Here is a 26,880-nt window from a genome sequence, read left to right on the forward strand (position 1 = left end):
CCCTTAAGCCGCTAGTTTCAGACTGCGATTTAAAGGTCGCGCAAACAGCTCTGCTAAATCAGCAGCCTGCTCATATCCATGCACGGGGCTAAATACCAACTCAATTGACCACTTAGTCGTAATACCCTCAGATTCAAGGGGATTAGCTAAGCCAAGTCCACAAACCACGATGTCGGGCTTATCACTCCGACAGCGATCTAATTGCTTCTCGACATCCTGACCTTCAACAATGCGAATATTTTCTGGCAATAAATCAAATTCACATTCCAAATGTTGCTTATGAATATAGGGTGTGCCTATCTCCAGAACTTTCATGCCACATTCTTTGGACAAGAAGCGTGCTAAAGGAATTTCTAGTTGTGAATCTGGAAAGAAAGAAATGCTTTTATTTTCCAAAGCTGGCAGGTAGCGTGCGAGACTCTTTTTAGCCCGATCAATTCTGACTTGGGTTACTTGATCAAATTTGCTGTCATCAATACCCCAGGCCTTGGCTGCAGCTTTAAGCCATGCAGTGGTGCCTTCAACTCCAAACGGGAATGGTGCAGATAGTCTCTTTGCGCCCCGCTCCTCAATGAGTCTGGCGGTTTCAGCTAAGAAGGGTTGGGCAAGTAGGTATTGAGTATTGTTGTTGATCTCAACAACTTGCTTTGAACTCTTTGGCGGGAAGAACGATACATTGGTAATTCCCAACTCATTAAAAATGCGTTGGAATTGATCTTCAACGATATCTGGCAAGCAACCAACGATGAGTAAATTTTGCTCGGCTGCAGGAGCTTGTTTTGGTGTGTCAGATATTAAGGATGCCAAGCATGCATCCTCGCCTTGAGTAAAGGTTGTCTCAATCCCGCTGCCTGAGTAACTCAATATGCGACATTGATTGATCATCTCTTTATTCAATCTTTGCGCGGCACGAGACAGATCTAATTTAATCACTTCTGACGGGCAAGAACCTACCAAAAATAGCATCTTGATGTCGGGACGCCTTGTCAGTAAAGCCTTTACAACGCGATCTAGCTCATCATGCGCATCCGCAATTCCAGCAAGATCACGATCATCAATAATGGCTGTCGCAAACCTTGGCTCTGCAAAAATCATGACTCCAGCCGCTGACTGAATCAAATGCGCGCAGGTCCTAGAACCAACAACCAGGAAAAAGGCATCTTGAATTTTTCGGTGCAGCCAAATGATCCCTGTGAGTCCGCAAAATACCTCTCTTTGGCCACGCTCTTTATAGATTGGAATATTTTTACCAACATGGGACTGAGCTTCTTTTGGTAGATCAACGATAGCGTTCATGCTGCAACCTGGTCGTTAAACTGCAGGCGAGCCATCCGAAGCTTATAAATAAATTGGCCTGCATTAATAAAGTAAGACGTATATGCAGCCAGTGCTAGATACATCAGGCTACGATCACTCATACCGCCAGCCATGAGGAAGTAGAGATAAATCGTATGTAGGGAAATGACCAACATACTAAATACGTCTTCCCAGAAGAAACTATCGGCAAATAGATACTTTCCGAAAACAACCTTCTCCCAAATACTTCCGGTAAGCATGATCAGATACAAAAAGAAGGTTTTAACCACTACTGAGATAGTGGCTAATTCATAGTTACTTCCAGAAATGAGATATTGCAATACCAAATACAGACTAATGAGGCAGACTAAAAATTGAACTGGCGCCAAAATTCCCTGAACTAGGGTCCACACAGTAGCATCGCGTTTTGCGCGTTGTTCCTGACTGTATAGAGGCTTATTAATCTTCATTTTTGGACGTCATGTATTTGGCTATGTGTAAACAAAACTTTACGCCAATTAGAACTTACTAATACTAGTACTTTCCCTAATTTATACTGGTGTTTACCCTAGTTAATAGAAAATAATTGCCATTATTAGATCTCTAGTGTAATAATTATTTTACATATGTTTGTAAATAACACAACAATTTAGATCAAGGGCCATTTGGTGAATCCATCTTTTAAAAAAGAACTCATCATGGAAGTGTTCAGTACGCAACTACCCCGCTTAGTTGAGGAAATTGAACGCAAAGTTGAGGGAGCCAATAAGCCCAAAGCCTCTAACGAAGATGGTTGGATTGAGTCTCCAGCACCTTCCCTGGGTAAAAAGGGGGGCATGCTGGATGATGAGGAGATTAATCGGATCACCCAATTACTACTCTCTACTGAAGATGGTGCCTTTGAACTCGCAATCACGGTACTCAAAACTCATGGGGTATCAATCAATTACATCATCTTAGATCTGATACCCACTATTGCAAGAAGATTAGGCAAACAATGGGAAGATGACACTCTGAGTTTTGCTGAGGTATCGATTGGCGTCAATAGACTTGAGCGGGTTATTCATAAGCTCGACTACCTTTTTCAGGTGACTCAGCTAGAAAAAAGGGGGGATCATTCAATTCTCATCTCGGTTTTTCCAGAATCGCAGCACTCTTTAGGTACGCTCATTCTTTCAAATTACTTTATTCATTCCGGCTGGCGTGTTTATCGTCCAGAAAATACCAGCTTAAAGTCCATCAGCCGAGAGCTTGAGTCAAATAAGCATGATGCTATTGCCATCTCAATATCGTGTGACGAGCAATTAGAGCGGCTACCAAATACCATTAGTGTCCTGAGGGAAAAATCGAAGAACCCGAAAATCATCGTTCTTATTGGTGGCCCGCTCTATAATAAAGCGCCTGCAAAATTTGATCACATTCAGGCAGATATAAAAGCATTTACCCCTGAGGAATGTGTCGAAAGATTAAATCTTGTGCTCAGCCAAATACAAAAATAATTATTAGAAAAATCGGTAAATAAAATATAGTGGCCAAAATTTTTAATCTAGATTCTCAAGCAATCGATGCCTTAGATGTGCATCAAGCAGCCGCCATGCTGTCGCTTTCAGTCGATCTTGTTCTTGTGATGAATAATTCAGGCTTAATAGAGAATGTATTAAACGGATCAAAGCCGATTGCTAACAATACACAGTCTTTAATCGGAAAAAATTGGCTCGATACTGTGGCCATTGATAGTCAACCAAAAGTAAATGCCTTACTGAAGACGGGTGAGGATGATTCCGAACAAAAGTGGCGCCAAGTAAATCAATGGGTTGAAGGCTCGCCCTCTCTTCCAATTCAATTCAGTACGATTTTTTTTCCAAAAGAAAATAAGCTGGTTGCCATTGGCAAAGATCTCAGCAGCATCTCCACGCTGCAGCAAAAACTTGTAGAGTCTCAACAAGAAATTGAGCGTGACTATGCCAATCTTCATGCAATACAAAATCGTTACGTCCAACTATTTAATAATATTGATCAAGCCTATTTAATAGTAGACAGCCAAACTTTGAAAATTCTTGAGGTCAATAAATCCGCAGGCTTTTTAGTAGGCGATTTAAAAAAGATTCAAGGGAAACTATTTACTAATTTATTTCCTGTAAAAGATTATGAAGCGATCCAGACCTACTTGGCAGATTCAAAATCCGGAATTATGCAGTCTTCAATTCAATCAACGCTTGAGAATCTCAAGGAGAATGTAGAAATCTCTAGCGTCTTATTGCGTGAAGGCAATCAAAATATTTGCCTTGTGTCTATTAAGCCAAGATCGAAGAGCGTCCAGACTAATAATCTGAATGAGCAAACCACTTTACTTACACAGGCCATTGAAGACTTTCAAGATGGCTTTATTGTCTGCAGTACCAGTGGCGTCATCTTGACTGCCAATAGTACTTTCGTTTCCATGTCTCAATCTGCCCAAAAAGAAAATATTCTTGGCAAGTCTTTGGAAGTATGGCTTGGAAGAGCAGGTATTGATTTAAAAATAATTCTTGGCACCGTACGTGAATATGGTTCCATCAAAGACTACTCAACAACCATTACCGCTGATGATGGTAGCTCACCACGAGAAGCCCAAATTTCAGCAGTCAGCTTTATTAGTGGAAAACTTTCAGCGGTTGGCATCAGCATTCATCTAATCTCAAAATCTGTGCAACAACCCAGCGCTAAATCTGAGAACTTGGGAAAGAATGCAAAAGAACTGACCCAATTGGTTGGCAAAGTTCCTTTGAAGCAAATCGTTACTGAGACCACTGACATTATTGAAAAATTATGTATTTTGGCTGCTTTAGATCTGACTATGTCAAACAGAGCATCAGCAGCTGAATTGCTAGGCTTATCTCGACAAGGTCTTTATATCAAAATGAGACGTTTTGGTATCGTTGATAGTAATGCTGCCGAAGATCTTGATGCCTAATTTCTCATGACTAATCAGACAGCAGTATTAGCTTTAATTAATATTGCTGCTGGTTCTGGTGGATGGGGACTATCACGCTATATTCTGGGTAAATATCCCTTCACTGGAGTGCCCGGACTTCAGTTCTGCAAAGTATTGGGCTCTGGATTTAATGGGGGATTTAGCACAAAACCAAGCCTCACAAAACAAGGTTTCTTTTGTATATTTGATGAACCAGAAAATGCGGGCGCTTTCTTAAAGAAAGCTTCTATCGTGCGTGCATATCAAGATCATTCCAGTGAAATGTTTACCGCCACACTTCAGGCATATTCAAGTCGTGGTTCGTGGTCTACATTTTCAATTCAAGACTTGGTACAAAAACCCATTAGCGGACCTATTGCATCCCTCACTCGGGCCTCAATCAGACCTACTAAAGCGATGCAGTTTTGGAGTAAGGCAAAACCTGCTGAAGATTCTATTAAGCACGCATCTGGAAAAATACTAACTGCTGGACTTGGCGAAGCGCCCTACCTTCGCCAAGCTACATTTACCATCTGGAATGATGAGCAGTCTCTAGATCGCTATGCACAAGAAGGGGCGCACCTCGCTGCTATTAAAGCTGCATACGGTAAAGATTATTTTTCAGAATCCATGTTTACGCGCTTTGTAGTCAACTCAGCTCAAGGTGTATGGCAAGGTAAGTATGTTGACATCGCCTAAGGTTCTGATTATTGGAGCAGGTGTCGGCGGTCTTAGTGCCGCCTTGGCGCTATCTCATCAAGGTCTCGATGTTACGGTGATCGAAAAGAATGCAGGGCCAGGCGGAAAGATTCGCCAAGTACAAGCAGGTAATTCTTTTATTGATTCTGGTCCGACCGTCTTTACGATGAAATGGGTCTTTGAAGAACTCTTTTCAGATTGCGGAGAAGATTTTGATGCAGAATTTGAACTTGAGTCACTTGACATTCTCGCAAGACATAGTTGGGGTGATGCTTACTTAGATCTCTACGCTGATAGCCAAAAAAGTGCTGATGCTATCGGTCAATTTAGTGGAGCAGAACAAGCAAGGCAATTTTTACAGTTTTGTAAAACAGCAAAAAAGGTATACCAGGCACTTAAAACGCCTTTTATTGAGTCCCCTCGCCCCAGCATGATGGGAATGATGTCCTCTTTAGGGCTAGCAAAAAGTAAAGTGCTTTGGGATATTGGCCCCTTTAGTAGCTTATGGTCAGCATTGGAGCGCTACTTTCCGGATCCTCGTCTACACCAATTATTTGGGCGCTATGCAACCTACTGTGGCTCATCACCCTATTTAGCTCCCGCAACTCTAATTTTGATTGCCCAAGTCGAAATGGAGGGCGTTTGGTCTATTAAGGGGGGGATGATCAAAATCCCCGAGGTCATTGCACGCTTAGCCCAAAAGAAACAATGCAACTTTAGATACAACGCTGAAGTCCAATCATTGGATATTGCCGGGGATAAAGTAAAAGGTGTATCACTCTCTTCCGGCGAATATCTTGAATGTGATTACCTGATTTTCAATGGCGACATTAACGCCTTAAAGCATGGCTTACTGGGTCAACCAGCTAGTGAAGCAATTCCTAAAAATCTTCAACAGACAGACTCCCTGTCTGCAGTCACTTGGTCAATGCAAGTAAAAGCATCTGGCTTTCCACTGGTCAGACACAACGTTTTCTTTAATCAACCTTACCGCAATGAGTTTTCGGATATTTTTTCTCAGAATAAGATTCCAGAAAATCCGACGGTGTATATATGTGCTCAAGATAGAACGGATCATGCGATCGAGAGCGACTCACATGAACGACTGTTTTGCCTGGTCAATGCACCAGCAAATGGTGGCAGTTCATCCTACGATACAAAGGAAATAGATCGATGCGAGCAAAAAATCTTTTCACTCATGAGCCAATATGGTCTTCAGCTTCAGAATCTGGAAATGACTCGAACGAGCCCTCAAGAATTCGCCAAACTCTTTCCAGGTCGTGGGGGAGCTCTTTATGGTCAAGCAACCCATGGATGGATGAGCTCATTCCAGAGGCTCGGTTCTCAATCTCAAATCAGCAATCTACTACTGACGGGGGGAAGTACCCATCCGGGTCCGGGAGTTCCCATGGCAGCTATGTCCGGTCGCTTGGTGGCCGCAACCCTAATGGAACACCTCGGTTTGACCAAGCGGTAGATCCAGGCAATTATCTCTGGTGGTATATCGATGGTCTGAGTGATGATGGTCTTTATGGTTTTAGCATCATTGCATTTGTCGGCAGCGTGTTCTCGCCTTATTACGCTTGGGCTAATAAAAAACAGCCTGCCAACGCAAATGACTACTGCGCTATTAATGTTGCGCTTTACGCACCGAATTCAAAATACTGGACCATGACTGAGCGAGCTCAGAATGCAATCAAGAGAACAGAACATACTTTCACGATTGGCCCCAGTCATTTACATTGGGAAAAGGATGTATTAACAATCAATATTAAAGAGCGTGTGCCTTTACTGGGGCAAAAGGTAGAGGGCACAATTAAGGTATATCCAGATCAACTCTTTAATCAGGTTGTTGCATTAGATGATCTTGGAAAGCATCGCTGGGGGCCGATCTCTCCATCGGCAAGGGTCGAAGTCTCCTTTACCAAACCCAATTTGCATTGGAAAGGAAGCGCCTATTTTGACTCGAATGAAGGCGATGAGGCAGTCAGCCAATCGTTTAGCGAATGGGATTGGTCTAGAGCACATCTTAAGGACGGCAGTACAGCTGTTATTTACGATGTCCGTCAAAGCAATGGCGTCGAGCGCATCATTGCCTCCAAATTTAATCTCGATGGCACAGTTGAGCCCTTTGCAGCTCCCGAGAGAGTCTCTCTACGCAAAACTGGCTGGGGCATCAAAAGAAATATGCGCACAGAAAAGTCTCAGTCAATTGAGCTCTTAAATACCTACGAAGATACCCCGTTTTATGCGCGCTCCAGAATCCAATCCCACCTACTTGGGGAGGAAGTCATTTCAATGCATGAGACCCTCAACGTGAATCGCTTAAAGTCCAATATTGTGCAACTCATGTTGCCTTGGAGAATGCCTAGAAACCCGACAATGATTTTTTAAGCTAATCGGGTTTTTAGGCTTGCTGCTGAGCCTTAGCATGATAGCTTGCTGTTTTTCGGAGTTCGACTTTTTCAAGTAGTCCTACAACCCAAATTAATCTTTCCTCGACACTTCCAGTGTAATGAGCGTAAGGCTCTTCTGGCCTGACGACATCAACCAAAAACTGAATAGAGGCAATCTGACTAAAGCTACGGTCTGGCTTTGCAGTAAAAATAGCGGTTCTAAAAGCCTTAACGAGTAAGAGTAGCTTTCTCTTTTTAGAGACTACGGCACGTCGGGAGACTGAATCATAGGCTTGTCGCTCCACCTGGCGACTGATTTCCGAGTAAATAAAGCTAGCAGCGGCAATTGCTGACCTACAGTTACGCGGTAAGCCAGAAAATCCAAAGGATGAACGGTTGTAAAGGTCATCCGCGTAAGTAATCAGTCTTTTAACTACTCTGGATAATGCAGGACTGAATTGTGGATCGAGTAGCCACTGATCCGGATCAATACCCTCCTCTTGAAGCCATTGCTTTGGAAGATAGAGTCTGTGATTTTTTGCATCCTCACCAACATCTCTGGCGATATTACTTAGTTGCATTGCCAATCCGAGCTCGCATGCCCTCTCTAAGACAGCGCGATCTCTGACCCCCATGATTAAAGTCATCATGACTCCTACGGTAGAGGCTACTCTTGCCGAATAATCACAGAGTTCCTCTATCGTGTCATATTGCCTACCATGGCGATCCCACCTAAATCCCTCAACCAGAGCCTCTAGCAATTCCCTGGGAATCAAAAATCGTTCAACCACTAAGGCTAGCGCCCTATCTGCAGGGATATCAGCGGGATTCTGCGCATAAATGCAATCGAGTCGATGCTCAATTTGTTTGATGACATCATCTGGAGCATAGGGGTCGTCCACCATATCATCCAATAGTCGGCAAAAAGCATACAGGGCAATTGCGGAATCTCGTATTTTGCTGGGCAATATGCGCGAGGCGGAAAAGAATGACTTAGAGCCTTCTTTCATGAGATCTTCGCAAGTCTGGAGATCTTGCTGAAATCCAAATTCAGCGGTAATCGCTCTATCGTGCACGGCCACCTGCAACCTTGACGGGCTCGATTAAGGAATCAAGGGCTTTTGCTGAAGACAGCACTCCAGGTATTCCAGCACCAGGGTGGGTGCTGGCACCAACCATATACAGACCGTCAATGTCTTCGCTACGATTATGCGGTCTAAACCAAGCGCTTTGGGTTAGGAGTGGCTCCAGTCCAAATGCAGCACCCTTAAATGATAAGAGTCTATCTTTGAAATCCTCCGGAGTCATCACAAAGGATTCCACAAGATTTTCTTCTAAGCCAGGTAAAACTGTCTCTTCCAACATTTTGGCAATAGCCTGCCTATAGGGCTCAGCCTCTTTTTTCCAATCCGTTCCACTATCTAAATGGGGTACGGGAGACAAAACATAAAATGTGTCGCAGCCATCTGGTGCCAGACTAGTGTCGGTAGCAGTCGGTCGATGCAAGTAAAGACTGAAATCTTTTGCTAAGTGATGACGTTTAAAAATATCCTCTAGTAATTCTTTATAGCGTTTGCCAAGCAACATCATGTGATGCGGGATTTGTGGATACTGTTTCTTGGTTCCAAAATACCAAACAAATAAACTCATGGAATACTTCCCATTGTTTATTTTTCTATCTGTCCAAATCTTTCTATGCTTCGGCTCAATGAGATTTTTATAAGTCCACGCAGTATCTGCATTGGATACCACCTTATCGGCGTAAATTACCTCACCGCTCTCTAGGGTAAGGCCCGTGACCTTACGATCGACGATATTAATTTTCTTAACTGTGCTGTTATAACGAATTGAGACACCAAGCCCATCTAGCAAACCTACCAATCCTTTAATAATGGCGCCAGTGCCACCCATCGCTGAATGTACGCCCCACTTACTCTCCAAGGAATTAATTAAGGCGTAGACAGCTGTTACTGAAAATGGATTACCGCCAATGAGCAAAGGATGAAAGCTCATGACCTCTCGGAGTTGAGGATCTTTCATATGCTTGGCTACCAAGCTGTAGAGAGTTTCCCATGCCCGCATTTTGATCAGACTGGGGAATGCCTTTGCAAGATCGGCCAGACTATCAAAGGCGACATCGCCTAACTCTTCAAAACCCAACTTATAACGGTATTTAGCATCTTCCAGAAAGCGTAAATAACCCGGTAAATCCTTGGGATTAAATTTACTGACCTCCCGCTTCATTTGCTCTAAATCGCCGGTGTAATTAAAGATCCGTCCATCGGCAAATCGTATTTGGTAGAAGGGATCCATGGCTCGAAGATCAACATCGTCAGCCATTTTTTTACCGCACATCTCCCACAACTCTTCCAGCAGAAATGGGGCAGTAATGATGGTAGGGCCAGCATCAAAGGTAAAGCCATTCTTTTTATGAACGAATGCCCTACCCCCTGGACTCTCAAGTCGCTCCAATACTTGCACTTGATAGCCTTTTTTTGCCATGCGAATGGCGGAAGCTAGACCCCCAAATCCCGAACCTATAACTAGCACACGTTCAGCATGATGGCCGTCATTAAAGGTTGTGATTTGTTCCGGAATCTTAAATAGATCGACCTTTTGGTCCATCACACTTCCTTTAGTGAAATCCCCCTCTTACTCCCGATGAATAAGAGGGGGTCTACATCAATTCTTAGCGCTATGAATACTATCGCTCGGCTTAGTCTTAGCAGGTACGAGATATGGATAATCTTGCAGCATGCTTTTTCCTAATAGAGGCTTATTCACTCCTTGGTGGCAAGTTGCGCAATTGGCCTTGGCTACATCACCAGTAGGTCCCAAACGATTTGCTGGGAATACATCCGTTAAGGAGCTAATGAAATTCGTATTAACATCCTTCAGCATTTGGATACCGTGCCAAGCCTGAACGCGCTGTGGAGTACTTTGCTCCCAACTAGAGAAATTATTTGAGTTGTGGCAATAGGTGCAGTTCACATTCAGAGAAGTAGACATGTGAGTCATGAAACCGTACACATTTTCAGTGCTCTGCAGGGTTGCCTTATTACCAGTCGGCAATGCGGTATCACCAATCACTCTTGCAGCCCCAGACTTACTTGTTAAATAGCTTCCAAAAGGTTGATTTGGCAATGAAGTGTATCCAACATTGCTTGAGGGATCATTTTGCCCATTAGCATTGCCGAGCATATTGCCGCCCCGCTTTTCTTCAGGATTAAACCAAACGTTTTGTGGAATGTTATTACCTCGGTGACAGGTATAGCATGTCACCCCAGTAGTTTTCACGTGGTTATTCCAGGTGCCATTGATCTCTTGATTCATCAAGATCATTTTTCTAGCAACAGTCTTGGTATACAAAGAATCATCAGCAAAGTTTTGAACGTTATGACAGTATGCGCAACCCTCTTTTGGCGCAACCCAAGATGTCATCGACACCATGAAAGCACCAAACTGAGCGGTACTTAAGTTATTGAGCACCTTCACGTTCTTGTAAACAGCGCCAGCCTTAGGCCCATCGGCCGATGCTGGAACCCCTGCGGGCATTTCATTAATCTTTGCCAGTTGAGCATCTGTTCTCGGATTATTGATCTGATCCATGCCAGTTCCTCGGAAGCCAGTTTGCTTTGAATCTACTGGCGGCCGCTCGCATGCAGTCAGCATCAAAATACCGAGAATTCCCAATACAACTGTTAATTTATGGCGTAGGTTTTTCATTTTTTCTCCCCTATAGCAACTGGAGCAGCGGGCGCTGTAAGGGCAGGATCTGCCACTGTTCCATATATTGCTGGATAAGCGGGTGCAATGTTGTGCTTCACACCCCATAAATACCAGTTATCAACTACTGTTCCAGTTAACAAGATTCCAATACCACCTGTTAGCGGGGTAAGTACTGCAAACCACCAAGCCCAACGGTGAATGGATTCCATGGTTGCATTGAAACCCATGGTCCATCTCCAAAATAGTGCAGCGCGCTCTGAAGCTGTACCGCGATCAACAATTTGCTCGATTTCTCGCTCGCCACCAAATCGGCTTACCGCCAGAATAGTTGCTCCGTGCATTGCGAATAACAAAACAGACCCATACAAGAAAACAATCGAGAGCATATGGAAGGGGTTGTAAAACAAATTACCGTAGCGAATCGAAAATGCAGATACCCAATCTAGGTGGGAGAAAATTCCGAATGGTACTGCTTCACTCCAACTGCCCATTAAGACAGGCCGAATGAGGCCGAGTACTAAAAATAACCAGATTGCGGAAGCAAATGCCCAAGGAACATGGTTACCCATACCCAGTGCTTGTGCGCGACGGAAAGTTCTAAGCCACCACAACATAATGGAAATCGTGGAAAAGAGACCCACAATAAGCCACCAGCCGCCCTCATTTAGAGGTGGGAAGCTAAGACCATATTTTGGCGAGGGAGCATCCAAGGAAAGCCAAAACAGTTTTTTGACAAACTGGAGTGGATTCCATCCTACCTGGGCCAGCATATTCATACCGATGATGAAAAATGCAGTCATGCCAAAGATAAGTGATGCGACACCAAGTCGTCCCAGGTAAACCGGTCCGAGCTGAGCATTGCCCAGACGACCCAGTAAATGGCTAAAGCCAATTGAGCGAGTTCGCTCACGCATATCGTATGCGTTTATGGGCACGCCATGACTAGCAGGTCCAGTTACTTGAGTTTGAGTAAATAAGTTTTGATATTCCATGATGCTCTCCGCATATTTAAATCAGCTGAAAACTACCCCCAGATAGGCAAATTCAACCACCACGTCCACCACTCAGGCCATCCTTTTGTCCAGAAAGGCCCGCTGATCACGATACAAACTGCACTCCAAAATACGGCTGCTAATGCCAGGAATAAACCAAGACGATGAATTCCCAAGGTTCCTACTGAATAACCAATAATGTCTCTGAAGAAAGTATCTTCATGCTCTGGGGTTTTTACAGTCTGACCTGGAGCAGGATTTGTAGAAGACAAAATCAAAGCGCCATGCAGCGCAAGCGCTAGTGTTGTGGTGAAAAATAAGGTCACCGCAATCATGTGCGCCGGGTTGTAATGAAAGTGCAGATACTGATAACCCGTATTGGATACCCAATCTAGGTGACTCAATATTCCGTATGGGAATCCATATCCCCAGGCACCCATCAGTACCGGACGAATGACCACCAAGGTAAAGTACGCAAAAATTGCCATGCTAAAGGCCAGCGGCACATGAAGACCCATACCCAGTTTTCTGGAGATCTCTACCTCGCGCATAGCCCATGATCCGAATGCGCCCAATGCACAGATCGTGATGATCTGCCAAAGTCCACCCTCCATCATGGGAGCCGGTCCAAGACCATACTTTAGGTCTGGCGGGGCAATATTGATTTGCCAGGGATTAAATACCCCTGCGTGAGAGGCTCCCCAGAAAATCATTGCAGTCCCGAGAAACGTAAAGAAGACTGTAGTGACACCAAAAAATCCCACGTAAAACGGGCCTACCCAGAAATCAAATAGATCTCCACCGATAAGCGTTCCGCCGCGTACGCGGTATTTCTTTTCAAAGTTGAGCATGGCCATTTAGCGCTCCTTGCACTATGAGATTTTTTCTCATAATTAATTAATATTGCGTAGACGAATCACTATCTCTAGAAATTCGTCTACGGTTGGTACATCTACTTACTTCTTCGCTGCAGAAATTGCTGCTTTGTACTGCTCTTGACTCATACCATCCAACCATTTGTATTGAACAGTGCTCAATAAAATGAGATGAATCATCGCTGCCAAAGCAAAGAGAAAAACTCCTTGCGCAACCATTGCACGTAGTGGGTCGTATAACTTCCAAATTCTCCACATAATATTTCTCCTAATTTAAGTAAGACATAAAACCGTAAACACCTGATTCCACTGATTTGAAGAAGGACCCCCCATCAGATCCAGAAAATAACCACGCTTTCTGGGAAGCAGGCAATACAACCAAAAAGAGAGCCGCCATAAAGATCACTACATAGCTAATTACAAAAATAATCTTGAACGACAATGTATCGGGAAGATGATTCTTATTCATTAAATCCGTATTGGTCTTCATATAAAACACTCCTTTTAGTTGAATCTATTTACTATGTACTTACTGCTGCATCAAAAGAACCATGGACGCCATGCCCATACAAGTATGTGCGCGACGACTGCGATAGCAGTAAATCCAAGCAAACCTTGCACATAAAATGCATGGAATTCTTGAGCTTCTGCATCGGTAAGCCCAGATATAGATCTGTTTTCACTCATGATGACTACTCCTTGAAACTGACCTTACGGTCTTTTCTACATCACCCCTGTAGATTTGGGGATACAGCTTTACTACGCCATATACGTTTAGCCTTTTAATAAGGCAATTTCTTTTATCAAAAGTCATACTGTCTCTCCACTCATGTGGGATAGCGTTGACTTTTGAACACAGTCGACTGTCACTCTTTCAATATTTTGTTTGCGAGCCTCAAACTCAGCTTCATCTCGAATTCTTTTTGCAGCTGATATTTGTGTGAGCACGGGCTGATTACTGATTAATTTATTCATTAATGCTTGGGCTTCTTCTTCCCAAGGAATGGATGCGATCTGGCTCTGTATTCTTGCCGGGGTTGGATCCACCTTGTCCATCTCTGTGCCTAAAGGTAGGATGTGAAAAAGCGCATCAAATAGTGAGTTACACACTTCTTGAATCAGATATACCGCTCCGGAATAGCCCATAAATGGAGTTCCGGTATGCCGACGAATAATCGCACCAGGAAAGGAAGCGGGGATATAGGAAAAACGTGCATTCACTTCGCTGCCGTACATCCGTTCGTTATAGCTACCAAACATAACCAATGGTGTTTTTTTCTGTACTAGCTCTCTAATTTCAACGTTATTCGTTTTATTGCCTGGCAGTCTAGAGACGGCAAAGTTACAAGGCAGACCCATTTCTTCTTCTAGGAAATTTCGCACGCCGCGGGTATAGGTTTCGTTAGCAACAATGGCAAAGCTGGCTGTACCAAAGAAATCTTGGGTCACAGAGCGCCATAAATCCCATGCTGGCTTGAGTGTTGTGTGCTTTTCTTTTTCAATAAAGCCTTCCACATCGATCTCACAAAGTTCGCCAAGCTTACGAAGGAAGGCTGTAGTGGATTGCATCCCAATTGGTGCTTGTAAATATGGGCGCTCTAGCGTCTCACACAATAAACGTCCGTATTCGCGATACATACAAATATTGACATCTGCATTGACTAACTTGGCAACATCGGCAAGATGAGAGCTCAATGGGAATACCATATTGACCTCTGCACCAATACCTTCTACTAAACGTCTAATTTCTGCAAGGTCACTATATAAATTAAAGCTGCCATAGGCTGGTCCAATAATATTGACCCTTGGCTTTTCGCCCTCTGCTCTTTCGCGCTTTGGAATCTTTTTGAGGCCGTACTCTGTCCATAACCAATTCATGGCACGATTTGCGCACTGCCACTGATCTTCATCAATGGTTCTTGGTAAGAAACGCTTAATTCCAGTTCCTTCTGGTGTCACACCGCCGCCAATCATTTCAGCAATAGAGCCTGTAACTACTACTGCTGGTAAATTGGGATCGAGCACCTTATGGGCCCGCTTCATGGATTCTTCTGTGCCTTCTCTACCGAGCTGCTCTTCTGCTAATCCAGTAACCACAATCGGCAACTCATGCGGAGGCAATGCATCGGTGTAATGCAAGACTGAAGTCACTGGTAAATTTTCACAACCGACAGGTCCATCAATGACAACCTGCAGCCCCTTGATAGCTGTAAAAACATACACAGCTCCCCAATAGCCGCCAGCGCGATCGTGATCAATGACTAGCATTAGCCCATCTCCTCCGCTTTTTGCTTAGCGATTGCCTTTTCTAACTTACGGCGAACTTCAGCTTTGAATTCAGGGCGATCTACCGGTATGTCTTCCCACACACCAGTTGTGTGCTCGGTACCAACGCCTTCAAAGAATTCAGTCATATTATTGAATCGCTCTTTGTTAGCTAGAGCTGCATTAATAACCTGGGCTAATGATCCCGCACCTGCGGCACCCATTAGCGGACGTGCAGAAATTAAATTTGTGAAATACAAGGACGGTATAGCCAATTCTTTTGCTTTTTGGACCACTGGCGTAGTACCAATCACTAAATCTGGTGAAAACTCTTTCATTGCAGCAAGGTCTTGCTCAAGAGAAGCGCGGTATTGGACATGTATGCCCCTGGATTCGAGCCAATCTAAGTCTTTGCTGCTCCAAATTGTTTTTGGACAAGCTGTTCCAACATAGCGAACATCTGCCCCACTCTCAACCAATAGTCGAGCAACCAGCAACTCTGATCCCTCGTAACCACTGACAGTAATTCGACCTTTGATGGGCTTAGCATCTAAGGCCGCCTTAATCATTGGTAGAAATTTTGACTTTGCATTCCCAATTTTTTCAGCACTGACACCGCAGGCCTTGCCAATTTCATCAAGCCAGTCAGCTGTACCGTCATATCCTATTGGTGCAGAGCCAACAATTTGTCTGCCTGCAGTCTGAAACTCACGAATACTGGCTGTATAAAAAGGATGAATAGCAGCAACTACTTTTGAATCCATCGCTTGATACAGCTCGCGCCATTCTCTAGTGGGAACAACAGTTCCAACAGCCAAATCCATGGGCTCCAACATCATCCCAATACTGATAGGGTCTACCGGGAACATTTCTCCAAGTAAAGTGATGGTTGGCTTCTCTGATACACCGTTACGAGGAGCTTGAACTGGTCCGCTTTCAATTTCATTCCGCGCATAGCGCAACATAGCGCTAGCTAAAACATCTTTTGCCTCGGCATGGGTTGGAACTCCAAAGCCAGGAACATCGATACCAATGATACGAACACCATTAATTTCTTTTGGTAGTAATTGAAGTGGTACACCACTAGCAGTCGGTACGCATAAATTAATGATGACAATGGCGTCGTAAAGCTCGGGGTTAGCCTCTTTGTAAACTGCTTCACGAATGTCTTCGAATAACTTACCAGTTACCAAGGATTCCGAATTAAATGGCACATAACCTACACTGCGACGGGCACCATAAAAATGCGAGGTAAAAGTTAAGCCATAAACGCAACAAGCTGAACCCGACAGAATGGTAGATGTACGACGCATTCTTAAGCCAACTCGTAAAGATCCAAATGCAGGGCACATACTCTGCGGTTGGTCATGAGGCCCCTTTGGATAATCTTGAGCGTACTGCCCCAAGATCTCGCTCTTACTAGCATTTTTTGCTGCAGCGAGTAATCCTTCTGCGCCAGAGTGGCAAGCAATCCCCGATACATCGGCAGATGCATTTTGAATAGGAATTACTTTAGATGATTTCATTTGGCTCTCAGTCTCTATGCTTTGTCATAAATGACTTCGAGAGTTGGCTTAATCACTTCATTTTTGCCAACCATGTCAAAAATAGTTGCGGGCTCTAGTACCACATCTCTACCGACTTGGCTTGCAGAAAATAGTCCTAGCAAATCATCTGGAGCCATTGGTTTTGGTCTTACAGGTGGCGCCTCTGCAACATTGCTAGCTAACTCTTCAAAGAGTGGGCCCCATTGTGAATCTGGTCGACCGATGATTTCGTAACTAGCACTCTTTCTTCTAATATCGTCGTTTGCAGGAATAACAGAAAGGATAGGAATTCCAACTTGTTCAGCGAAGGCGGTGGCTTCACCAGTGCCATCATCACGGTTGATAACCATACCTGCGACACCTACATTGCCGCCCAACTTCCTGAAATACTCCACTGCAGAGCAAACATTGTTTGCTACATAGAGAGACTGCAAATCGTTACTTGCCACCACAATGACCTTTTGGCACATATCGCGAGCAATTGGAAGACCAAAGCCACCGCAAACTACGTCACCCAAGAAATCAAGCAATACATAGTCAAAGCCCCAGTCATGAAAGCCAAGCTTTTCCAAGGTTTCAAAGCCATGAATGATTCCGCGTCCACCGCAGCCTCTGCCAACCTCAGGTCCACCAAGCTCCATGGCGTACACGCCATCGCGCTTAAAGCAGACGTCACCGATTTTGACTTCTTCGCCGGCTAATTTTTTCTTTGAGGATGTTTCGATGATGGTTGGGCATGCCTTACCACCAAAGAGTAATGATGTCGTATCACTTTTAGGATCACAACCAATCAGCAGTACTTTTTTACCTTGCTGCGCCATCATGTAAGACAGGTTAGCCAAGGTAAAACTTTTACCGATACCACCCTTGCCATAAATGGCAATGATTTGAGTTTCTTTTTTGATCTCGCCGGTATGAACCTGATCAGGCTCGATAGCAGCTTCTTTCTTTAATGCTGCGAATTGAATCGTAATTTCTTTTGGGACGCTTGGCGCATTCATGATGCTTCTCTCCAGTCAACAATCATTTTGAGACAGTTTGGATCCTCAAATGCGGTGTGATAAGCCTCACCAATTGAGCTTGGGGTTCTGTGATGCGTAATTAATCCTCGCAGATTGAGGTGTCCGCTTGAGATCATTTGTTTAACATCGGCTAGATCCTGAGGCGCCCACTGAGCGGCAATTCTGAATCTTGCCTCCTTCATGAAAGCCTGTGGAAAGTTAAATTGAATATCTTTGTTATAAAAACCAGCTAAGGTAATTTCTCCGCCTGGCAACAGTTGTCCAACCAGTGAATTTAAGACGTCCACCTGGCCGCTAGCATCGCAAATGTTTTTATATTTACTCTCTTGATCTTCACTAGGATGAACGACGGTATAACCATCAGCCTTACCCATGCGATCTGAATTAATTTCCCAAACAACGGGGTGGCCACCTAACATGACCGCAATTCTGGCGATCAAGCGGCCCAGTACGCCATGCCCAACAATCAGGTCTGGTTGCAAAGCCTTCTTACCCTGAGTCACGTGATATGCAGTTGCTGCTAGAGCCAGCAATACGCCCTCCTCACCAATCGTTTCTGGGAGGGCAATAATTCGATCGCTTGGCACCACAACATGAGAAGAGGCACCGCCAAATAATCCCTTCACATCACCAAAGCATTTAGCGCCAGGCACGAACACCCGTTGGTTCAAGCTAAATTTGGATTTTTTACCGACTTTAGTGATGCGGCCAACAGATTCGTATCCAGGCACTAATGGATAGCCCATACCAGGGAAATCAGGCATGGTTCCATTCCAGAGTAATTTTTCTGTGCCAGTGCTGATTCCGCTCCACTCAATCTGAACAACTACGTCCTCATCCCTTGGCTCATCAAGCAAAAGACGCTTCAACCGAAGCTCGCCTGGAGACTCTAGTAAGACTGCTGTTGAATGAAGTTGACCTGGCATTTGTATATTTTTATTTACTTTGCTGTATGTAAACTAATTTATACACATTATAGGATATGAACATCAGTATTTACCCTTAATTAAAGGCTAATTAGCAAAACTTGGGCGTTAATCGGCATATTGGAGGGAAGAACTTCCACTTTTTTGAAGCCTGAACCGATCGCCAGGGCCGAAATCTCAGAAATACTCCTGGGTTTGCCGCGACCCATAGCAAGTAGATAAAAACCAAAATAAGCGCGTCCCATTGCAGGATGCCCCGGGGTATCAGCCATCGGCTCAGCAATCAATAGCTTTCCATTGGGTGGGAGTGCTTCAAAAATTGAACGTAAAAGAATTTTGACTCGCGCATCATCATGATCAAAGATCACCCGAATCAATGTAATCAAATCGGCTCCATGAGGCAGTGGATCCTTAAAAAAATCACCACCGAATACTTGAATATCTTTTTGTTTTTGGTCTTTCAAAAAACCATCTTGTGCAAGCTCCGCTACGCCTGGAAGGTCAAATAGTTTTCTCTGCAAGTGAGGCGCATTCAGATGCACTCGTTTTAAAAAAGTTCCTTGACCACCGCCAACATCCAGAAGACATTGGTGCCTAGAAAAATCGTATGCATCAACTACTTGGTCGGCGACTAGTGGGAGTGATGCCGACATCAAATCTGAATAATTTTTTACCCGCTCTTTATCCAATAAGGATTCTTGTTCCTTTTCATCTTCAGAAACATAAGGCCAAAATTTTTCTAGATTTTTATTTTTAATTCCACCTGATAGCAATAACAAAGGATCTTTAAGATCTTCATAAAGTACAGTGTGATGCTCGATCATGGCAGACAATGCGGTGTTACCAACCATGGGGGCGCCGAGTGTACCCAAGCCATATCTTTGGTGAGAGCGCAGCTCTAGTAGATGAATAGATACTGCACCATCGAGCAACTTCTGTAGCGCACCCAACTCAAGACTGCAATTATTTTTTATCTGCCCAATTTCTAATGGGCCATTTTTTAAGAGGTTAAATAGATTAATTCGAACGCAAGCAAGCAGTATTTGTGTATAGACAAATCCGGCCATTAAATCAAACAGTTGATTGGCTCTTTTTTTTGCAATTCGATTGATAAAAGGGATTTTTGAAACTGCATTTTGAAAACGACTATTTGCAATGAGCTTATCTCGATAGATACAGAGTTTGTCCCAAAGGCTATATTCCCCAAAGCCTGTATTGACCGCAGATGATTCTAGTAAGGACATATTGAATAAACGATTCGAGTTTAGGCAAGTTGTCTTTGGGTTGCTATCGCAATTTGTCTCTCGCCACGCTCGAACCAGGATGAAGGGAGTAGTCTCTCCGCCTCAAATGCCACCAGTTTTTTAAGTGCCACATCACCCGCACAACTTGGGATCGAAAGTATTGCTTTACCAACGAGAGAGTCAAAGTGTTCAACAGCGCCATTGAGTCCCAATTCTTTTGCAGAACTTGGACGATGGTGCTCTTCATCTTGTCCTGCTGGCTTACCAAGAAACTGAGCGTCCCCCAATACATCACGAATATCGTCGGCGATTTGATAGGCCTCACCTAGCCATTCCCCCAAGCCCATCCAGGTTTGTGCATCAGCACCAGCAGCTTGTGCGCCGCTAGCTGTTGCTGCGGCAAACAGCGCTCCTGTTTTTGATCTTTGGTAGTCACTGAGAACTGCTTGCGATTCACACTCCCAGGATTGGCCAGCAATAATTCCGAAGGGCGCTCCCACTCCCTCAGAAATTGTTTTAATAATTGGGGCTAGGCGTTGCGCTGATCTTCTCGAAGCAGCAGCAACTGTTTGGTATGCCATCACAATCAGAGCATCACCCGCAAGCACCGCTAGTCGCTCTCCAAACTCTTTGTGAACCGAGGTTTGACCTCGACGCATTTCTGCATCGTCAAAGCAGGGTAAATCATCATGCACCAGAGATCCGCAGTGAATCATCTCAATGGCAATTGCACTTGCCATCGATAGTTGTGGATCATCGTTACCGCAAGCATGTGCTACTGCCAAGGTGAGTTGGGGTCTAATGCGCGCACCCCCAGGAAACACTGCATGTCTAATGGCTTTACTCAGTAAAGCTGGGCCTTTTGCTGACTCATGTGACTTCAAGGCTTGCTCTAAGGCTCTATCCAAATGCTTGATTGGTGACATGTTCTGGCCCCTAAAAGGAATAAATTACTTTGTCAAAATAAGAATACGATTTAATATGTAAAAAAATATAGACACTATTTGGATGCCTGTCAAACCAATTTATTCGGGTAAACCCTTAATTTTTAAATGTAAGTTACTGAGGATGATGAAAAGAGTTCCAAAAGATTGGCCCAATAGCGCCTATAGCCAAGAAGTTCAGGTTGGGGATTTATTTTGGCACGTGCAAATTGCAGGAAATTCACCAAGTCATCTGCTTTTGCTTCATGGCACTGGATCATCAGCACATACTTGGGGACAAATCTTCACAGAGCTATCAAAGCATTACACCGTAATTGCAGTGGACCTGCCAGGTCATGGCTTTACAAAAAACTTAGGCAATAAAACACTTAGCCTGGATCAATTGGCTGACAGGCTTACAGACCTGAGGAAGGCTTTAAAGATTGATTATTTCGACAGCATTGTTGGGCACTCTGCTGGAGCAACGCTGGCCTTAAGTTACGCACTAAAAAATAAACAGCCAAAAACGATTATTGGACTAAACCCCTCGCTCATTAGCTTACCCAATTTTTACAACAAGTTCATAGCTCCGTTTCTCAATCCCATTGTGACCTCATCATTTTTTACGGCCGTGTTATCTGACTTGCTACCAAAGACAAAGATGATTGATAGCCTATTGGATTCGACCAAATCAGTCCTTCCGCCTGAAAAAAGAGAGCGCTATAAAACACTCTTCAAAAGTGCAGATCACCTCAATGGTTCCATGAGCTTCATGGCTGGGGCGGATATCCCGAGCCTACTCAATCAGTGCAAGAAAATTAACTCTAGATTGACATTTATCGTCACAGAGGATGATGGGTGGATTCCGATGAAGCAACTCTGTGAGGTGATTAGAAAAGACTTTATCAATCCTCATATCGTAGAGAAAAAGGGTGGACATTTATTTCATGAGGAATCAGAAAAACAAGCCCTTGAATTAATTATGGGCGCACTAACAGAAAAAGAGGTAAAGCATGTTCACGCTGATTAATATTGGACTATGCCTAGGTGCTGCAATAGGACTAGGACTTTTTATGAATGCTTACCTTAAAGGCAAGAAAGTCTTGAGTAAGCTTTCTCAAAAGAAACCTTATTGAACACTCGCAAGCTGTATAGCTGCATGCGAGATCATCTTGCCCGAGCCGTTATAGGGTAGAGCTAAATATTGTGCAGCCATCATGTCAGAAAGCTCTTGCGCCAAGACTTCAGGCTGAGGCGAGGTATCAACAAACAAAACGCAGTGATTTTTTAATCTCAGCTCTTTAGCCGCTAACAGGGCATCACTGTGAGCCTCAGATCTACCGCCCACTCCCTTGAGATTCACGTTTGCTTTGCCGTCACTCAGGATGACAATGATGGGGGTTAAGCCTTTTCTCTTCAGCACTACAGCCATTTCATTTGCCGCTCTAAATCCCGCTGCCAGAGGGGTGCCTCCACCACCTGGGAGTGTCGCTAGGTTTCTTTTTGCCCTCACAAGTGATCGAGTCGGCGGCAGAATTAACTCCGCTTTGGAGCCTCTCATCGACAGCATGGCCACTTCATCACGACGAATATAGCATTGCGCCAGGAGCTGCTCCAAGGCCCCTTTTGCCTCAGCTAGGCGCTGTGTCGCAGAAGATCCTGATGCATCGACTAAAAAAATGGTGACCGTTCCCCGTCTTTTTAGATACTGTTTTATATGTAAATCTTCAGACCGAAAATCGATTTTATTTTTTCCGGAACTATATTGCTGTGAGCTGACCTGTCTCTCGCGCAAACGCTGCCAAGGAATCGCAGCTCGAATGCTCTTTAATACATCCAAGCGCCGGCCACCTCCTGGTTGACCCTTGCGTGAACTCATTGGTCTCCCACTGATAAAGCTATTTTGAGACTCGCCAGATTTTCCAGAAATATGCGATGCTGCATTAGTCGAACGAGCGCCTTGTTTAGACTGAGCCAGGAAATCCTTGGGGACAGATGCTTTAGCCGCAGCAACTACGATATCTTCGAGCTCTTCCTGAGATGGTGGCTGGGGATTGGATTGCTGATCTTCAAGCTCTTGATTGTTGTCTACATCCTCTTCAGGACGATTACTTTCTGGATTCTGAGAATGACTCTCTTCATCTTTGGGGTTTTCTCCATCACCTTGATTTGGCTGCTCTGCCTCTGGTGGTGCATGTAGTATTTTGGAAAAGGTATAGACCAGGCGCGCTGCATCAACAACCTCATCTTGGCCAACCTCCTGTAAACCGCGCAATGCTGCCAATGTCTTAGCAGTCTCCACCGCAAATTGGTTGGCCCTAAAAGAACCAATACCAATCTTGAGGGCTGATTTAGTCAATACCTCGATGAAATCAATACTACAAACTACTCGGGGTAATAATGTTTTGGCGCTCTGAATGTCATCCGCATGAATCGCTAAATTTTCTTTCATGTCAGCGAGAGAAAATTGATCGAGATAGACTTCAAAAGCAAGTCTATCCATCATCCTAGGGCTAAACCTATCGCCCGCAGCTTCTGATTCATCTAGGGCGATTACTCCAAATTCAGAACCGTGCAAATTGCCGCTATCCAATGCTTGCGAGATTAACGCCAGCACCTGAGTATCCATGCGCTCAGCCATTGATAACAATAAGAAGTTGCCTTGAGCCTTCTCTAAAAGTCCTTGACTAAGTACTAAGGAACCTTGATTGAGAGTAGCTTCAATATCTAAGGAGCCCATTAATTGCTCTGCCACTAGGTTGGCAGGCGCCTTGATTAAGCGAGCTGTCGGGGCACAGAGATCTGAGAAATAACTAAGCCATGCATCTCTCACCGGACCAAACTGACCCTTGAGGCAGATACCCTTAAGCCCCCGAGGATTAATCGCTACTAGCGCAGCAACTATATTTGCATCAAACCACGCTACTTGATCTGAATTCACTTCGATGTATCGGCAAAGAATTCTTGCATTGCACGTTCAATGCGCACATTAGAGCTGCTGTCATCTAGTGGATTGCGGCGTAGACGATGACCTAGCGCAATAGGAGCAATTTTCTTTAAGTGCTCTAAGTTTGCTTTTTTCTTGCCCTCGAATGCGGCAAGTGCCCTTACCGCCCTCAACACAGTCAGCTCACCTCTTAAGCCATCTGTACCCAAGTGTGCGCAAAGCTTGGTTGCTAGCTCCAGAAGGCTGTCATCAACCTCAACTTTATCCAGCATTTTTTTGGACTTACTAATTTTTTTCTTAAGCTCTAACTCTTCTGCTTGGCATTGAGCAATAAATTGTGCGGGATTACGCTCAAACTCATCACGTTTTTTAATAATCGATACCCGCTCTTTAAAGTCTGCAGGGGTTCGCACTTCAATTGATAACCCAAAACGATCTAGCATCTGGGGGCGAAGTTCGCCCTCTTCAGGATTACCACTTCCAATCAAAACAAATCGTGCCGGGTGCCGAATACTCAAGCCCTCGCGCTCAATAATATTTTCTCCGGAGGCAGCAACATCAATGAGTAGATCCACCAAGTGGTCCTCGAGCAAGTTGACTTCATCAATATAAAGATAGCCACGGTTTGCTTTAGCCAGCAGACCCGGCTCAAATGACTTGATTCCTTGTGTCAGCGCTTTTTCAATATCTAAGGCGCCAACTACTCTATCTTCAGTTGCCCCCAAGGGGAGATCAACTACGGGTACGGGAATTAGCTGTGATGTGAGCTTTTGCCCGCTTGCTTTTTTAGCCAAGCAGTCTGTACACAGATTAGTGGAGTCTGGATCACAGTGATAGTGGCAAGCAGCAACCGATTTCATTTCCGGGAGCAAGGAAGCTAAGGAGCGAATGGTAGTAGATTTTCCTGTACCGCGATCTCCAAAAATAAGTACTCCACCAATTGAAGGGTCGATCGTACAGAGTATGATGGCAAGCTTCATTTCAGCTTGTGAGACTATTGCTGTGAACGGAAAATTAAGGGCCATCGTTATTCCAGGGCAGTTTAGTATTGAGTTTTAATTTTACTTAGATTAGTGTAACTAAAAGTGTGCGGAACCTCTCAATATTTGAGGGTTTTCATATAGTTAGCATCAGAAATAAACGCGCTTAGCCTATTCCTGCAACTGAAAGCCTCATTTCTAGGGACTTATCCTCCCTATTACCGATACCCTAAAGTGCACCCAGCACAATGCATCAATAAAAGAACTCTCAATGCCTGAAAACGAAATGCCAGCAAGCAATAAGCTAAAAGCCTTAAAAACGCTTTTGCCATTTATAAAACCCTATAAAAGACAGCTTTTATTAGCAGCAATTAGCTTAATTCTTGCCGCTGGGGCAACTCTAGTCATTCCGCTGTGCTTTCGAACCATCATTGACCAAGGCTTTAGTGAGGCAAGCCAAACCCAAATAAACCGCACTTTTATTAATTTATTTGGGGCGGCAGTCGTCTTGGCATTTGCTAGCTCTCTGCGCTATTACATCGTCTCATGGCTCGGAGAAAGAATCACTTGTGATATCCGAAAAAAAGTCTACTCCCATATCATTTCTCAAAGTCCTGAGTTTTTTGAAACCCAGCAAAGTGGTGAAATCTTGTCACGAATCAATAATGACACCACCATCATTCAAATCTTGCTAGGTACCAGCATTTCAATGGCAGTAAGAAATCTATTTCTGTTGCTTGGTGGCATGGCGATGATGTTCATTACCAGTATTGAGCTATCCCTACTGATTTTATTAACCCTCTTGCTTACGGTCATTCCCATCGTTTTGATGGGGAAGAAAGTTAGACAACTTTCTAGAAACTCTCAAGACAAAATCGCCCTGACGTCCGCAATCGCTGGAGAAAAGATTAATGCAATCTTTACGGTGCAATCTTTTGCAAATGAAGAAAAAGAAATCAAAGTCTTCAATGAATCGATTGAAAAATCATTTTTAGCGTCAAAAAATCGTAGCGCTGCACGTGGAAAACTGACTTTTGTTGCCATCCTTTTGGGATTTACTAGCATTATCTTAGTGCTATGGCTGGGCGCCTATGCCGTCAGCAATCAGGAGATATCTGGCGGTCAACTCACTCAGTTTTTTCTTTATGCGGTCATTGTCGCCGGTGCTATAGCGGCACTATCTGAAGTTCTTGGAGATACTCAAAGGGCGATGGGGGCGGGAGAGCGACTGCTAGAGCTTTTGAACTCTCAGTCCAAGGTGGTGAGCCCATTAACACCCCATATCAGGACTCAGAGTGCAGATAAAGCCATTCATGTTCAGATCGAGAACCTCAGCTTTGCTTATTCATCAAACCCCAATCTCGTGCTCTCTGATATCAATCTGTCAATTAAGGCGGGTGAGAAAATTGCTCTAGTGGGCCCTTCAGGGTCTGGAAAAACAACCCTCTTTAAATTAATACAACGCTTCTATGATCCCCAATCGGGTTGCATCAAATTTGATCATGTTGATATTAAAGAATTTAAGTTAGCGGATTTGAGAAGATTAATTGGTGTTGTGCCACAGGACATCAGTATATTTTCTGAAAATGCACTTGAAAATATTCGCTATGGTAAAGAAGATGCGACTGATGATGAAGTACATGAGGTAGCTGTGCAAGCTGCTGTTGATGAATTCATCTCCAGACTTCCAGAACGCTATGAGTCCTTTTTGGGAGATCGAGGGGTCAGATTATCGGGTGGACAAAAACAGCGTATAGCCATAGCCAGAGCGCTACTGAAAAATCCTCCATTACTACTTTTAGATGAAGCAACGAGTTCCCTAGATGCAGAATCAGAGAGGCTTGTCCAACAAGCTCTTGAAATTGCCATGAAAGGAAGAACTACTATTGTGATTGCGCATAGACTCTCTACCGTTAAACAGGCAGATCGAATTATTGTGATGGAACATGGTCGAATTATTGAGACTGGCAACCATGCAAGTTTGATAGCCCAATCAGGACTGTACTCACAGCTAGCAAAATTACAATTTACGGATTTGTAATATCAGAGCTCGATAGAGGGCTACTCTTTACGCTCAGAAATTGAG

The 26,880-nt window shown here is 44.1% G+C and carries 25 protein-coding genes; 7 read left to right on the top strand and 18 right to left on the bottom strand.

Annotation, left to right across the window (positions count from 1 at the left end; genetic code table 11):
• Nucleotides 1-3: 3 nt before the first annotated feature.
• Together ICN27_RS06790 and bchF are read right to left on the bottom strand one after the other, a co-directional pair.
• Entirely contained in the window at nt 4-1,296 is a 1,293-nt protein-coding gene (locus tag ICN27_RS06790; RefSeq protein ID WP_215307738.1) for a ferredoxin:protochlorophyllide reductase (ATP-dependent) subunit N, read from the bottom strand.
• Nucleotides 1,293-1,766, bottom strand: coding sequence for a 2-vinyl bacteriochlorophyllide hydratase (gene bchF / locus ICN27_RS06795; RefSeq protein ID WP_216269450.1), 474 nt, complete (start codon nt 1,764-1,766; stop codon nt 1,293-1,295). The genes ICN27_RS06790 and bchF overlap by 4 nt, the downstream gene beginning before the upstream one ends.
• 198 nt (nt 1,767-1,964) lie before the next feature.
• Here bchF and ICN27_RS06800 point away from each other — a divergent pair, with 198 nt between their 5' ends.
• The 5 genes from ICN27_RS06800 to ICN27_RS06820 all read left to right on the top strand — a co-directional run bounded on the left by ICN27_RS06800 (nt 1,965) and on the right by ICN27_RS06820 (nt 7,342).
• Nucleotides 1,965-2,795: a cobalamin-dependent protein gene (locus ICN27_RS06800; protein WP_216269451.1), complete on the top strand. Its 831-nt coding sequence runs from the start codon at nt 1,965-1,967 to the stop codon at nt 2,793-2,795.
• 29 nt (nt 2,796-2,824) lie between these two features.
• Nucleotides 2,825-4,249, top strand: coding sequence for a transcriptional regulator PpsR (gene ppsR / locus ICN27_RS06805; protein ID WP_216269452.1), 1,425 nt, complete (start codon nt 2,825-2,827; stop codon nt 4,247-4,249).
• A gap of 6 nt (nt 4,250-4,255) precedes the next feature.
• Entirely contained in the window at nt 4,256-4,948 is a 693-nt protein-coding gene (locus tag ICN27_RS06810) for a spheroidene monooxygenase (protein WP_216269453.1), read from the top strand.
• Nucleotides 4,932-6,425 (top strand): 1-hydroxycarotenoid 3,4-desaturase CrtD, encoded by a 1,494-nt coding sequence (crtD, locus tag ICN27_RS06815; protein WP_216269454.1) that lies wholly within the window; start codon nt 4,932-4,934, stop codon nt 6,423-6,425. The genes ICN27_RS06810 and crtD overlap by 17 nt, the downstream gene beginning before the upstream one ends.
• An 86-nt stretch (nt 6,426-6,511) precedes the next feature.
• Nucleotides 6,512-7,342: a carotenoid 1,2-hydratase gene (locus tag ICN27_RS06820; protein WP_370624491.1), complete on the top strand. Its 831-nt coding sequence runs from the start codon at nt 6,512-6,514 to the stop codon at nt 7,340-7,342.
• Nucleotides 7,343-7,355: 13 nt separating this feature from the next.
• Here ICN27_RS06820 and ICN27_RS06825 read toward each other — a convergent pair whose 3' ends face one another.
• From ICN27_RS06825 to ICN27_RS06890, 14 genes are all read right to left on the bottom strand, one after another.
• Nucleotides 7,356-8,426, bottom strand: a complete 1,071-nt coding sequence (locus tag ICN27_RS06825) for a phytoene/squalene synthase family protein (protein WP_370624492.1) — start codon at nt 8,424-8,426, stop codon at nt 7,356-7,358.
• Nucleotides 8,410-9,969, bottom strand: a complete 1,560-nt coding sequence (locus ICN27_RS06830; RefSeq protein ID WP_216269455.1) for a phytoene desaturase — start codon at nt 9,967-9,969, stop codon at nt 8,410-8,412. Before ICN27_RS06830 ends, ICN27_RS06825 begins: the two co-directional genes overlap by 17 nt.
• 57 nt (nt 9,970-10,026) lie before the next feature.
• Complete coding sequence (gene pufC, locus ICN27_RS06835; protein WP_216269456.1) at nt 10,027-11,070, bottom strand: photosynthetic reaction center cytochrome PufC; 1,044 nt, start codon at nt 11,068-11,070, stop codon at nt 10,027-10,029.
• On the bottom strand, nt 11,067-12,065 hold the full coding sequence (gene pufM, locus ICN27_RS06840; protein WP_216861255.1) for a photosynthetic reaction center subunit M: 999 nt from the start codon (nt 12,063-12,065) through the stop codon (nt 11,067-11,069). Before pufM ends, pufC begins: the two co-directional genes overlap by 4 nt.
• A 32-nt stretch (nt 12,066-12,097) precedes the next feature.
• Entirely contained in the window at nt 12,098-12,922 is an 825-nt protein-coding gene (pufL, locus tag ICN27_RS06845) for a photosynthetic reaction center subunit L (protein WP_215307752.1), read from the bottom strand.
• A 99-nt stretch (nt 12,923-13,021) separates the two neighbouring features.
• A complete protein-coding gene (gene pufA, locus ICN27_RS06850) occupies nt 13,022-13,198 on the bottom strand; it encodes a light-harvesting antenna LH1, alpha subunit (protein WP_071608677.1) in 177 nt (58 codons plus the stop codon).
• Between the two features lie 10 nt (nt 13,199-13,208).
• The gene (locus ICN27_RS06855) at nt 13,209-13,430 is read right to left on the bottom strand and encodes a hypothetical protein (RefSeq protein WP_215307754.1); all 222 of its coding nucleotides are present in this window, start codon (nt 13,428-13,430) and stop codon (nt 13,209-13,211) included.
• Between the two features lie 50 nt (nt 13,431-13,480).
• Nucleotides 13,481-13,627, bottom strand: a complete 147-nt coding sequence (gene pufB / locus ICN27_RS06860; protein ID WP_046330418.1) for a light-harvesting antenna LH1, beta subunit — start codon at nt 13,625-13,627, stop codon at nt 13,481-13,483.
• Between the two features lie 123 nt (nt 13,628-13,750).
• Nucleotides 13,751-15,208 (bottom strand): chlorophyllide a reductase subunit Z, encoded by a 1,458-nt coding sequence (gene bchZ / locus ICN27_RS06865; protein WP_216269457.1) that lies wholly within the window; start codon nt 15,206-15,208, stop codon nt 13,751-13,753.
• Entirely contained in the window at nt 15,208-16,731 is a 1,524-nt protein-coding gene (bchY, locus tag ICN27_RS06870; RefSeq protein WP_216269458.1) for a chlorophyllide a reductase subunit Y, read from the bottom strand. Before bchY ends, bchZ begins: the two co-directional genes overlap by 1 nt.
• 14 nt (nt 16,732-16,745) lie before the next feature.
• On the bottom strand, nt 16,746-17,753 hold the full coding sequence (locus tag ICN27_RS06875; RefSeq protein ID WP_215307760.1) for a chlorophyllide a reductase iron protein subunit X: 1,008 nt from the start codon (nt 17,751-17,753) through the stop codon (nt 16,746-16,748).
• A complete protein-coding gene (gene bchC, locus ICN27_RS06880) occupies nt 17,750-18,700 on the bottom strand; it encodes a chlorophyll synthesis pathway protein BchC (protein WP_216269459.1) in 951 nt (316 codons plus the stop codon). The genes ICN27_RS06875 and bchC overlap by 4 nt, the downstream gene beginning before the upstream one ends.
• 80 nt (nt 18,701-18,780) lie before the next feature.
• Entirely contained in the window at nt 18,781-19,944 is a 1,164-nt protein-coding gene (locus tag ICN27_RS06885) for a methyltransferase (protein ID WP_216269460.1), read from the bottom strand.
• Nucleotides 19,945-19,964: 20 nt separating this feature from the next.
• Nucleotides 19,965-20,870: a polyprenyl synthetase family protein gene (locus ICN27_RS06890; RefSeq protein WP_216269461.1), complete on the bottom strand. Its 906-nt coding sequence runs from the start codon at nt 20,868-20,870 to the stop codon at nt 19,965-19,967.
• 142 nt (nt 20,871-21,012) lie between these two features.
• Between ICN27_RS06890 and ICN27_RS06895 the strand changes: the two genes are divergently transcribed.
• A complete protein-coding gene (locus ICN27_RS06895; protein WP_216269462.1) occupies nt 21,013-21,897 on the top strand; it encodes an alpha/beta fold hydrolase in 885 nt (294 codons plus the stop codon).
• Between the two features lie 99 nt (nt 21,898-21,996).
• Here the strand turns inward: ICN27_RS06895 and ICN27_RS06900 are convergent, their stop codons facing one another.
• Together ICN27_RS06900 and bchI are read right to left on the bottom strand one after the other, a co-directional pair.
• Nucleotides 21,997-23,808: a magnesium chelatase subunit D gene (locus tag ICN27_RS06900; protein ID WP_216269463.1), complete on the bottom strand. Its 1,812-nt coding sequence runs from the start codon at nt 23,806-23,808 to the stop codon at nt 21,997-21,999.
• Nucleotides 23,805-24,839 (bottom strand): magnesium chelatase ATPase subunit I, encoded by a 1,035-nt coding sequence (bchI, locus tag ICN27_RS06905; RefSeq protein ID WP_216269464.1) that lies wholly within the window; start codon nt 24,837-24,839, stop codon nt 23,805-23,807. Before bchI ends, ICN27_RS06900 begins: the two co-directional genes overlap by 4 nt.
• A gap of 226 nt (nt 24,840-25,065) precedes the next feature.
• On the opposite strand from bchI, the gene ICN27_RS06910 reads away from it, so the two are divergent.
• Nucleotides 25,066-26,835 (top strand): ABC transporter transmembrane domain-containing protein, encoded by a 1,770-nt coding sequence (locus tag ICN27_RS06910; protein WP_216269465.1) that lies wholly within the window; start codon nt 25,066-25,068, stop codon nt 26,833-26,835.
• Nucleotides 26,836-26,880 lie beyond the last annotated feature (45 nt).

Source organism: Polynucleobacter sp. Nonnen-W13, from assembly GCF_018881735.1.
In the GTDB taxonomy this organism is placed as follows: Bacteria; Pseudomonadota; Gammaproteobacteria; order Burkholderiales; family Burkholderiaceae; genus Polynucleobacter.

Coding starts and splice junctions, on each gene's coding strand:
- ICN27_RS06790 (WP_215307738.1), bottom strand. CDS start 1,296: ATGAACGCTATCGTTGATCTACCAAAAGAAGCTCAGTCCCATGTTGGT.
- bchF (WP_216269450.1), bottom strand. CDS start 1,766: ATGAAGATTAATAAGCCTCTATACAGTCAGGAACAACGCGCAAAACGC.
- ICN27_RS06810 (WP_216269453.1), top strand. CDS start 4,256: ATGACTAATCAGACAGCAGTATTAGCTTTAATTAATATTGCTGCTGGT.
- crtD (WP_216269454.1), top strand. CDS start 4,932: ATGTTGACATCGCCTAAGGTTCTGATTATTGGAGCAGGTGTCGGCGGT.
- ICN27_RS06830 (WP_216269455.1), bottom strand. CDS start 9,969: ATGGACCAAAAGGTCGATCTATTTAAGATTCCGGAACAAATCACAACC.
- pufC (WP_216269456.1), bottom strand. CDS start 11,070: ATGAAAAACCTACGCCATAAATTAACAGTTGTATTGGGAATTCTCGGT.
- pufM (WP_216861255.1), bottom strand. CDS start 12,065: ATGGAATATCAAAACTTATTTACTCAAACTCAAGTAACTGGACCTGCT.
- pufL (WP_215307752.1), bottom strand. CDS start 12,922: ATGGCCATGCTCAACTTTGAAAAGAAATACCGCGTACGCGGCGGAACG.
- pufA (WP_071608677.1), bottom strand. CDS start 13,198: ATGTGGAGAATTTGGAAGTTATACGACCCACTACGTGCAATGGTTGCG.
- ICN27_RS06855 (WP_215307754.1), bottom strand. CDS start 13,430: ATGAAGACCAATACGGATTTAATGAATAAGAATCATCTTCCCGATACA.
- pufB (WP_046330418.1), bottom strand. CDS start 13,627: ATGAGTGAAAACAGATCTATATCTGGGCTTACCGATGCAGAAGCTCAA.
- bchZ (WP_216269457.1), bottom strand. CDS start 15,208: ATGCTAGTCATTGATCACGATCGCGCTGGCGGCTATTGGGGAGCTGTG.
- bchY (WP_216269458.1), bottom strand. CDS start 16,731: ATGAAATCATCTAAAGTAATTCCTATTCAAAATGCATCTGCCGATGTA.
- ICN27_RS06875 (WP_215307760.1), bottom strand. CDS start 17,753: ATGAATGCGCCAAGCGTCCCAAAAGAAATTACGATTCAATTCGCAGCA.
- bchC (WP_216269459.1), bottom strand. CDS start 18,700: ATGCCAGGTCAACTTCATTCAACAGCAGTCTTACTAGAGTCTCCAGGC.
- ICN27_RS06885 (WP_216269460.1), bottom strand. CDS start 19,944: ATGTCCTTACTAGAATCATCTGCGGTCAATACAGGCTTTGGGGAATAT.
- ICN27_RS06890 (WP_216269461.1), bottom strand. CDS start 20,870: ATGTCACCAATCAAGCATTTGGATAGAGCCTTAGAGCAAGCCTTGAAG.
- ICN27_RS06895 (WP_216269462.1), top strand. CDS start 21,013: ATGATGAAAAGAGTTCCAAAAGATTGGCCCAATAGCGCCTATAGCCAA.
- bchI (WP_216269464.1), bottom strand. CDS start 24,839: ATGGCCCTTAATTTTCCGTTCACAGCAATAGTCTCACAAGCTGAAATG.
- ICN27_RS06910 (WP_216269465.1), top strand. CDS start 25,066: ATGCCTGAAAACGAAATGCCAGCAAGCAATAAGCTAAAAGCCTTAAAA.